The following is a 9643-nucleotide window of genomic DNA, read 5'->3' as shown; positions in this document are numbered from 1 at the left end:
TATTGGAAGTTGAATGCTTATAAAGAGTACAGGAAGTACTTTGCAGATGAGTCAGGCTGTCAGGGATGATAGTGCGTGAAAGGATGGACAATGGCATAGGGAAATAACGGGCAAGGATGGCTAGTGGTTCAGCTAGTGGCTCAATATTGGAAGTTGAATGCTTATAAAGAGTACAGGAAGTACTTTGCAGATGAGTCAGGCTGTCAGGGATGATAGTGCGTCAAAGGGTGGACAATGGCATAGGGAAATAATGGGCAAGGATGGCTAGTGGCTCAATATTGGAAGTTGAATGCTTATAAAGAGTACAGGAAGTACTTTGCAGATGAGTCAGGGATGATAGTGCGTCAAAGGATAGGGATAGGAATAGAAAATAGCTAGGAAGGGACGCTAAAGCGATGATGAGACTGAGGATAGGGCTTGTAAAAAGTGAAATAATTTTCGCTTTAGTTGGACTGGTACCGAAGTTAAACTGTTGCTTACATTTTGATAACACTATGAGCTATAATCCTTAAGTCTTGTAAGCTATTTCGCACAAAGAGAAATAAATATCTAAAAAAAACTATAAAGGATTGTGTTCATTATTTTTTGTTTTTAATAAAAAACAATAAGATAAATATTTATGCTTTTTTTTTCTATAAAATATATTTGTTATTATAATGTTTAAGTTGTGTGTATTTTGTTTTTTTAGATTACACTTTAGAAGGTACAGGGAGGTCAATTGGGTGTATGTAGCTCAGGACGTTAGCTATTACACTTTCATGGATTATGGATGAAGCTTTCAGGATGAGGGCAGAAAGCAAAGGAATTGATGCAAAAAATGGACGAAAGTGGTTGCCTGGAAGGCAAGCTACAAGGAAAGTATTGAATAATTTTCAAGGATGACGGCGAAATAGCTGAAGGAATGAGCTAATTCCTAATGTTAAGTTAGGAATAGGATACGATTAACGTGTGTGATCAAGGATGAGACTTTAAAAATTAAGTCATTTATCATAAAAGGAAAGCGCCATTGCTGCAAAGGATTATTGCAGGTTGCTTAGGATGGCAATATTAAAAGGATTATGGCCAATCGGATCCTCAAGGATGATTGTGGACACGCTAAAGGATTAAGTAAGCCAAGCTAAGGATAAGTGCGGTGTCAAGGATGGTGTGCCTTTAGGTACAGGGATGACATGGATGCGCATGGATGAAGCACGGAGCATATTGATCGCATGGATGGTGCAGGGAGCACGAAAATAGCGGGATAGCTTAATCAATAATAGAAAGGCACGACTTAGGTCGTGCCTTTTCTTTTTTAAAATTGATTTTAAAAAATCTATTTTAAAAATTGAAATGGATTGTTGGACATTGTCCTAATTTGTCCTACCTGTCCTACCTGTCCTACCTGTCCTACCTGTCCTACCTGTCCTACCTGTCCTTTTGGTTCTTTGGAGCAACGGCTTCTTGCCATTTAATTTTTGTACATATGTGTTAGCGATTGGGGCATCGTCCGAACTGTCCTTTAGCATCTGGTGCTTCTTGCCATTCCGGTTCTGGAAAAACAGGCCAGTCTATTTTTTGTATTCTAGTCCCTAACATGACAATGTGACCTTGGTGTTTATCGATACCATTGGTACTGAATTCAAATAGATATGTTGCTTTCCAAGTAAACCCAGTATTGCCCCCTAGACTCGGACGAGCAGAATCTTGTGCAATCGCCAATAGTTGGACATGCTGTTTTTGGCACTCTTTGTTAACATAAATACGACTGACTTCTGCCATTTTCCTGAGTTGCCAAAAGAAAACAATAATAACGACGAGTGCGAGAATAATGAAAATATCTATCATAATTTTGTTGCCTTAAATAATCCACCTATGGCTTGGGTCAGTTGTATACTGCGCTTTGGATTACGTAATTGAGCAAGTAGCAGAGGACGTAAGGTAGGTATTGCTACTAATTCAATGAATAATTGATTAAACAAAGCTTGTTCATGTTCGGCTAAAGCGTCTAAATAGAGTATTTGTAATTGAGGATCTTGCAATGTAGTCCAGTTTCGTGCCGCGATAGTAATGAGCAATTCAGGCGTTAATTGATTTTTTTGGTGCCAGTGCATGATGGCTTCTTTGGCCAGATCGGGGTAAGAAGCAAGTGCTCTAAATCGATAAATATTATGATCGTTTTCTTTATTGATGATTTGATTTAGTAATAAATTCGCTAAAGAAGCGTCAAAGGTTAAGTGTTCCAAGCATTGGCATATTGCCACTTGAACTTCACTCGGCGATTGAGATAGTCCGTGTTGAAGGAGCTGAAGGTGTGCTTTGTTTTTATTCCTGACACAAATATCAGCAATACCTTGTAACCCAACATTTTCCCATTGACTATGCTGTTTTTTTTCAGCTAAGTAATCATAGGCGTTTTGATATTGTTTTGATGGAGGCTGATGTAATTGTTGTCTAACTAATGCATTGAATATTGCTAGTTTTTCTGGGCTAGGTTTGAAGCTAAAAGGGTGGTTAGCCAGCTTTTCTTGTTGTGCTTCAGTGAGTGTTTGTGTTGGTGAGTTCCCCAATGCTTCAATGATCATTTTAATAAATTGGGTTCGAGGTGCTGGAGAGAGTAAACCTTGCTCATCCAGTGGCAGTTTTAAAAACCAAATGAAGTGAGCCTGTGTTTCATCCCAAAAAACTAATGCAAATTGAGCATGCCCTTGTAAAGGGCTGGGGTAAGGAAGGTTAAGTGCTTCAATTTTCTCAAATGTGTTAGCATCAATATGCTGTACTCGTCGACCCATTTCATAAACATGAAATTGGCTGCCGCCTAATGAAAGAAATTGGCTAAGTGTTGTTATTTTATCCATGTTACTGCCACATTGAAGAATTTGAGTGGGTATTATAGGGATAAGTTAGGTTATACCCAAGTGAAATGAGTAGCTTCATTTCACTTGGGGATTGATGATATGATCTTATTTGAAAAATATTGAGTCTATTTAATTTAAGAAGTTTGTTATGTTGCATACCCTTGTCCAAAAAAAGTTAGTTCATCTCGAAGGGCTACTGTTTTTAAAAAAATGTCTACCTGCTGAGGAGCCTTCCGCTCAAGCGATGTTGAGCCAAGCCCCATTTGCGGTCGATACCATGCGTTTTGAGCAGTGGCTGCAATTTGTATTTTTACCTCAAATGAGATTGATAATAGAAAAAAACTTGCCTTTACCCACTGAAATGGGGCTAGCCCCTATGGCTGAACACGTTTGGGGTTCTGATCCGACTCTTAATGAATTAGTGAGAGAATTTCAATATTTTGATGCTTTGTTTATGGGTGAGAAAACAGATCCTCAGGCGAGTAGTGATAAACTCTCTAAGGAACACGATGGACTTTTTGCTGAGGAAACACCGCCCAAATTAGGCATTTTATATGAAGATGATGATATTGTTGTCATCCATAAACCTGCTGGGTTGTTGGTCCATCGTACCTATTTAGCGAGAAAAGAGCGCTTTTTTGCCATGCAGTTATTGAGAGATCAAATTGGCTGTCATGTTTATCCTATTCATCGTTTAGATAGGCCCACATCGGGGGTTTTATTATTTGCCAAAAGCAGTGAAATGGCTCGAGCATTATGTGAGCAGTTTGAGTGTCACAGTATTGAGAAACATTACCTGGCCGTAGTAAGAGGCAATTTGAAGGGAGCAGGTAGACTCGATTACCCTTTAAAGAAAGAGCTTGATGCCCTTGGCGATAAGCATGCCAATTCGAATAAATTGGCGCAGGATGCAGTGACAGATTATCAACCTTTGCTGAATGCCGAGATCCCCTTTGCTTCAGGTCGTTACCCTACGAGTCGATATGCATTGGTCTATCTCATGCCATTAACAGGCAGAAAGCATCAATTAAGGCGTCATATGGCGCATTTACGCCACCCTATTATTGGTGATACGACCCACGGTGATGGTAAGCAAAATAAATTCTTTAGGGAGCATTTTAATGTCAACCGTCTTTGGTTAATCGCTAAGAAACTGTGCTTTAATCATCCAAGGACCGGAGAACGATTGGTGATTGAAACAGAATTAGATCCTGAATGGTTGCCTCTATTTCATGGATTAGGCTGGAGTGAAGCTGTATTAAGTCCAGATGAAGGCTACTTAATATAATTGGATCTTCTGTATCAAAATCATATTATTCTTTCCATTTAATTGCGCTTTTTAAGGCGGTGAAAATGGGGAGGAAGGAGTTGTGATTCAGGAGGATTTTCTGCTAAAAAGTATTTTATTCGTCTGATTTGAGCGGCTTTTTGTTTTTGCTTTCTGTGTTTAAATCGATAAACATGTCGCATAATAGACCTCAGCGATTGCATTATCAATACGCTACCCGTGGATCATTTATTGCGGTACAGTATTAATACGTTATGTGGGATATTCATTGACAAAGCCAATGATCATTCATCACTCATAGGATTAAGTATACATGAAAAAGATTAATTTAGTTTATGGCACTGTCTATGGTAGTGCTCAGTATGTTGCTGAAACCATTAAAACAGCCTTGCTTGATGCTGGAAATGAAGTTGGTTTGTATCAAGTGGATGACTTGGAAGGTTTTATTCCACCTCAAAACGAAGTTTTGTTAATCGTCTGCGCAACCACTGGTCAAGGTGATGTTCCCGATGATATTTATCCTTGGTTTTCTGAACTAAAAAATACAGCGCCTTATTTGCCCGATTTGGAATACAGTGTGATTGCATTGGGTGATTCCAGTTATGAGACTTTTTGTGGGGCAGGTTTGCAATTTGATGCGTTATTAACAGAATTGGGCGCTAAGCGGTTAGGAGAAATGTTGAAAATTGATGCTGGAGAGACAATGGAGCCAGAGGTTGAAGCATTAAAATGGATTGAGTCTTGGCAGACACTTTTATAAGTAAACTCGTGCACTTCATCACTATGTGATCTGTGTCAGGTTGAGGCTGTTTTTGTTATTTTGTTCTCAAACGGCATTAAATTTAAATTATTTAGTCGTATTCCTGTTTTAAGATCCCGCTTCGCTAAGGTAGACTGGCGTCTTTTAAATAATATGATCACGCACAATGCAGTTTTCAATGCTTGTGTGAGTGATGAACACTCAATACCGTAGTATCGAAGGGGAGTTATGGAACGTAAGATATTGATCACCGATTGTGATGATGCTCAAGGCATATTAGCTGGAGTGACTGGGGTGTGTTATCAGCACAAACTCAATATTGTGAAAAATAGCGAGTTTGTTGATAACCATCAAGGGCGGTTTTTTATGCGTACTGAGTTGGAAGGTGTATTCGATACTGAAACGTTATTAGCCGATCTCGATAACGTGTTACCCAAGAATCATCATACTAAATTAGCGGATACAGGCGTGAAGCGTGTCGTTATTATGGTCACGAAAGAAGCCCATTGTCTCGGTGATTTACTCATGAAAGCCTATTACGGTGGGTTGAATGTAGAGATTGCGGCTATTGTGGGCAATTATGATATCTTAAAGCCGTTGGCTGATAAATTTGATATTCCTTTTCATTATGTGAGTCATGATGGAAAAACTCGGTCAGAACATGAACATGCTATGATGGAGGTGATTAATGGGTATCAACCTGACTATGTGGTTTTGGCTAAGTTCATGCGAATATTAACGCCAGATTTTGTTGAACAATATTCTAATAAAATCATTAATATTCATCATTCCTTTTTGCCTGCCTTTATCGGTGCATCGCCTTATAAACAAGCATGGGAGCGAGGCGTTAAGATTATTGGCGCGACGGCCCATTTCGTCAATAACTGCTTAGATGAAGGCCCGATTATTAAGCAAGATGTTATTCACGTGGATCATAGTTATAGTGCGGAGGAAATGGCACGTTGTGGTCGTGATGTTGAGAAAAGTGTATTGAGCAAGGCTCTGCAATTAGTTCTTAATGAAGAAGTTGTTGTTTATGGTAATAAAACCGTTGTCTTTTAAGGTGTAAGTCGATGCCAAACAAAAAGGGAAAGGGTGACATTTCCCTTTTTGTTATTGAGTGCTGTCAAAAGTCTCTTATTTTGGCGTTAACATTCTGATTAATGATGATTTTAACTCTGCTTTTTGCTCATCGCTGAGTTTTCCACCTTCAATTGTTTGTAACAAAAAGAAATCTTCAGCTCTTTCACCTATGGTGCTGATCTTTGCCGCACGTACATTGATTTTGCAACGATAAAGCACGTCTCCAAGCTTTGCTAACAGGCCTGGTGAATCCAGTGTAATGAGTTCCATCATGCTGGTGTCATTTCTGGGACTCGGTGGGAAGCTCACCTGAGTTGCAACTTTAAAGTGCTTCATTCTTCGAGGCAACTTTCTAAATTTAGGTAATTTAGGTGATTGATTGTTTAATGCTTTAATGAGTGCTTTTTTTATTGACTGTATACGTGGCAGGTGGGTGATTGGGCTGCCGTCTTGCTCAATGACGACGAAAGTATCGACAACAAATCTATCCTTAGTGATCAATATCGTTGCATCATTCACGCAGACTTTTTTATTATCCAGTATGGCCATGATTGACACAAATAATTTTGCTTTGTCACTGCTATAAATAAATAATTCTGTTCCACCTCGAGTCGAATGTTTAGATAGCATGACTAAGGGTTCATCTTTTTTATGTTTGAGTATGGCTTCAGCATGCCAGCTAAGTTGATTGGGCTGATGTTTAATAAAGTAGTCCGCTTTAAAGCGGTGCCATAGCTTATCGATTGCTTCTTCTTGAAATCCTTTACGTAATAATTCTTTTTTGGCTTTGGCTTGATGTTCACGAACTCGCGCACGAATATCAACTGGCTTTTCTTTTCCTCTTGCTAATACACGTTGAGTTAAAAAATACAAATCTCTGAGTAATGCACCTTTCCAATTGTTCCATAATTTATCATTGGTTGCGCACATGTCAGCAACGGTTAAACAATACAAATAGCTTAAATGTGTGGCAGTGCGCACTTTATCAGCAAAAACGGCGATAACGTCTGGATCGGATATATCTCGGCGTTGGGCTGTAATAGACATCAGAAGATGATTTTCAACTAGCCAGCTGACCATACGGCCATCATGGCTATTCATATCGTGTAATTGACAAAAATCAATGGCATCTTTACTGCCTAATTGGCTATGATCGCCGCCTCGCCCTTTAGCAATATCATGAAAAATAGCGGCAAGAACGAGTAAGCCTTTTTTAGGTAGCTGATTAATAATGACAGAGCCGAGAGGAAATTCCATTTTTTGCTCAGGTTGTGAAAAACGGTCGATATTTAATAAGAGTCTATGAGTGTGTTCGTCAACGGTATAGGCATGAAATAAATCAAATTGCATTTGTCCTTCAATTTTTCGCCAAGCGGGCAAATAAGCGGACATAATGCCGTGTTTATGCATTAAAGATAGAGCTGAAATTCCTTGAGAATGTCGTAAAATTTCCATGAAGACTTTTCGGCATTCAGGAATGGACATTAATGGGATGGTAAGCGCATCCCGTGCTTGCCTTAAACTGCGCAGCGTTGGGGCAAAAATACCTTCTATGTTGGCATTTTGAGCCACATGTAAGAAGAGTGTCATGATTTGTTCGGGTTGAGTAAACAATCGAGAGGATAAGCTTTCAATGAGTTTTCCACGGCGTTGAAAGTCATCATTAATGGGGGTGACTTTCAATATACTGGTGTGAGACAGCGTCGCTTGTTTAAACAGCTGTAATAACATCTGATTCAGCTCTAATACCCGCCTGATGGTTTGATAATATTGCTTCATCATCAGTTCAACGGCTAATTGTGTTCCATCAACATAACCCATCAATTCAGCAACCTGTGGTTGCAGGTCAAATAATAATCGGTTTTCATCTCGCCCAGAAATAAGGTGTAAAGCAAACCGTAATTGCCACAAAAACCCCTGACATTGTAACAGCTCTTCTAATTCTATGGGTTCAAGAAAATGGTAGGACACTAATTCTTCAAGCTTTGCAGCATTAAAATAGCGCATCGCGACCCAAGTAATGGTTTGAATGTCTCTTAATCCGCCTGGGCAAGATTTGATATTAGGTTCTAAATCAAAGGCATTCGCCTTGGCGTGCCGAATATTTTGCTCTTCGCGTTTAGCGAGATAAAATTGGCTACTTGGCCAGAAATCATCGGTTCGTATACGTGTGTAGAGTTGAGTAAATAATGTTTTTGGGCCACATAAGAGTCTGGCTTCTAATAAATTGGTGGCAATGGTAATGTCATTTTTACCTTGCTCAAATGTTTCTGTGATAGTGCGGACACTGTGACCAACTTCTAGGCCTGCATCCCACAAAAATGTAATAAACTCAACAATTTTCTCCTCACCAGCTTCATCTAGTTGATGATCAACTAGAAACAGTAAATCCACATCGGATTGAGGGTGTAATTCTCCACGGCCGTAGCCTCCAACCGCAATTAATGCAACAGGTAATGCATCCAGCCCCATGGCTAACCATTCGCTTTTGAGGGTTTTATCCACCAGTTGACATCGCTGTGTTACGAGTGCATAAACATCACTTTCATAACTGAATACGGATTTAAAGGCTTCATTTTGAGCGAGAAAAGCATTTTTTGCACAAAGCGCAGATTCCATGGCACATGTTCTCGATAAGGTGGCGAGGAAGATGTTGCTTATTATCTACCTTAATGTGTTCAATGTGAAGTGGAGGGGGAATATGTCTTTGTTAATGATAAAGGCTTCATATTAAGTGCCTCCCTTTTTGAGGGAGGCACTTAAAGGATTAATGATTAATGATCCTTGGGAAATCTTCTTCTTCGCGCAAAGTTAATACTTCAACGCCTTTTGGAGTGATCAGCAGGGTATGTTCCCATTGGGCGGAGTTTTTGCCATCTGATGTGGTCACCGTCCATTTATCTTCATTGTCGAGGACGCTAGTATGACGACCTGCGTTTATCATTGGCTCGATGGTAAAGCACATGCCTGGACGTAAAACGGTTTTATCATTATTTTTATAATGAACGACTTGAGGCTCTTCGTGAAATCCTTCGCCGATGCCATGACCACAATAATCTTTGACAATAGTGTATTTTTCTAAGCCTGTTTTACTGGCTTTGATAAATTTTTCAACGTTGGTGCCGATTTCACCTAATTTCATGCCTGGACGCACTTTACGAATAGCGGCATATAAACTTTCTTGGGCGATACGACATAAACGTTTATCTTTTGGCGTAACATCGCCTATTAAAAACATTTTAGAGGTGTCACCATGAAAGCCATCAAGAATGACGGTAATATCGATATTAACGATGTCGCCGTTTTTAAGGGCCACATCGCTGGGAATACCATGACAAATGACATCATTGATTGACGTGCAAATGGACTTAGGGAAACCATGGTAGTTTAACGGCGCCGATATTGCGTTATGTTCTTCGGTATATTTAGCGCAAATATCATTCAGTTCATTGGTTGTGATCCCAGCTTTAACGAAAGGCGCAATCATTTCTAGTACTTGAGCCGCTAATTTCCCCGCTGCTCGCATTTTTTCTATTTGTTCACTCGTTTTAATCACAATACTCATGCCGATGTCTCTTTACCTTACTGTCTAAAATGAGCCCGCAAAATCCACTTTGAAATTTGTATTCAAGATTAAATTATGGTATAAAGCGCGCCGTTATGTTTGACTCTGTGATG

At 39.5% G+C, this 9643-nt stretch carries 7 protein-coding genes and 1 pseudogene; 4 read left to right on the top strand and 4 right to left on the bottom strand.

Features of this window, described 5'->3' with window-relative positions; genetic code table 11:
- Positions 1–1467: 1467 nt before the first annotated feature.
- Together Q0779_RS20505 and Q0779_RS20500 are read right to left on the bottom strand one after the other, a co-directional pair.
- On the bottom strand, positions 1468–1827 hold the full coding sequence (locus Q0779_RS20505) for a DUF3301 domain-containing protein (RefSeq protein WP_298775541.1): 360 nt from the start codon (positions 1825–1827) through the stop codon (positions 1468–1470).
- A complete protein-coding gene (locus tag Q0779_RS20500) occupies positions 1821–2834 on the bottom strand; it encodes a DUF3549 family protein (protein WP_298775535.1) in 1014 nt (337 codons plus the stop codon). The genes Q0779_RS20505 and Q0779_RS20500 overlap by 7 nt, the downstream gene beginning before the upstream one ends.
- 148 nt (positions 2835–2982) lie before the next feature.
- Here Q0779_RS20500 and Q0779_RS20495 point away from each other — a divergent pair.
- The 4 genes and pseudogenes from Q0779_RS20495 to purU all read left to right on the top strand — a co-directional run.
- Positions 2983–3273, top strand: a pseudogene (locus Q0779_RS20495) (YqcC family protein); the annotation flags it as partial.
- Positions 3274–3288: 15 nt separating this feature from the next.
- Complete coding sequence (gene truC, locus Q0779_RS20490) at positions 3289–4122, top strand: tRNA pseudouridine(65) synthase TruC (RefSeq protein ID WP_298775538.1); 834 nt, start codon at positions 3289–3291, stop codon at positions 4120–4122.
- Positions 4123–4435: 313 nt separating this feature from the next.
- The gene (locus tag Q0779_RS20485) at positions 4436–4882 is read left to right on the top strand and encodes a flavodoxin (RefSeq protein WP_298775534.1); all 447 of its coding nucleotides are present in this window, start codon (positions 4436–4438) and stop codon (positions 4880–4882) included.
- 228 nt (positions 4883–5110) lie between these two features.
- The gene (gene purU, locus Q0779_RS20480) at positions 5111–5944 is read left to right on the top strand and encodes a formyltetrahydrofolate deformylase (RefSeq protein WP_298775533.1); all 834 of its coding nucleotides are present in this window, start codon (positions 5111–5113) and stop codon (positions 5942–5944) included.
- 75 nt (positions 5945–6019) lie between these two features.
- On the opposite strand, the gene glnD is transcribed toward purU, so the two are convergent.
- Together glnD and map are read right to left on the bottom strand one after the other, a co-directional pair.
- Positions 6020–8584, bottom strand: a complete 2565-nt coding sequence (gene glnD / locus Q0779_RS20475) for a bifunctional uridylyltransferase/uridylyl-removing protein GlnD (protein ID WP_298775532.1) — start codon at positions 8582–8584, stop codon at positions 6020–6022.
- A gap of 148 nt (positions 8585–8732) precedes the next feature.
- Entirely contained in the window at positions 8733–9530 is a 798-nt protein-coding gene (map, locus tag Q0779_RS20470) for a type I methionyl aminopeptidase (protein ID WP_298775530.1), read from the bottom strand.
- Positions 9531–9643: the final 113 nt, after the last annotated feature.

Origin of the sequence: uncultured Shewanella sp., from assembly GCF_947491715.1 — a bacterium.
Classification (GTDB): Bacteria; Pseudomonadota; Gammaproteobacteria; order Enterobacterales; family Shewanellaceae; genus Shewanella.
The sequence above is the reverse complement of the archived record's forward strand: the minus strand, read 5'-3'. Positions and strand labels throughout refer to the sequence as shown.

Excerpts from the sequence above, each read along its gene's own strand:
- Q0779_RS20500 (WP_298775535.1), bottom strand. The coding sequence starts at position 2,834 with ATGGATAAAATAACAACACTTAGCCAATTTCTTTCATTAGGCGGCAGC.
- truC (WP_298775538.1), top strand. The coding sequence starts at position 3,289 with ATGGGTGAGAAAACAGATCCTCAGGCGAGTAGTGATAAACTCTCTAAG.
- Q0779_RS20485 (WP_298775534.1), top strand. The coding sequence starts at position 4,436 with ATGAAAAAGATTAATTTAGTTTATGGCACTGTCTATGGTAGTGCTCAG.
- purU (WP_298775533.1), top strand. The coding sequence starts at position 5,111 with ATGGAACGTAAGATATTGATCACCGATTGTGATGATGCTCAAGGCATA.
- glnD (WP_298775532.1), bottom strand. The coding sequence starts at position 8,584 with ATGGAATCTGCGCTTTGTGCAAAAAATGCTTTTCTCGCTCAAAATGAA.
- map (WP_298775530.1), bottom strand. The coding sequence starts at position 9,530 with ATGAGTATTGTGATTAAAACGAGTGAACAAATAGAAAAAATGCGAGCA.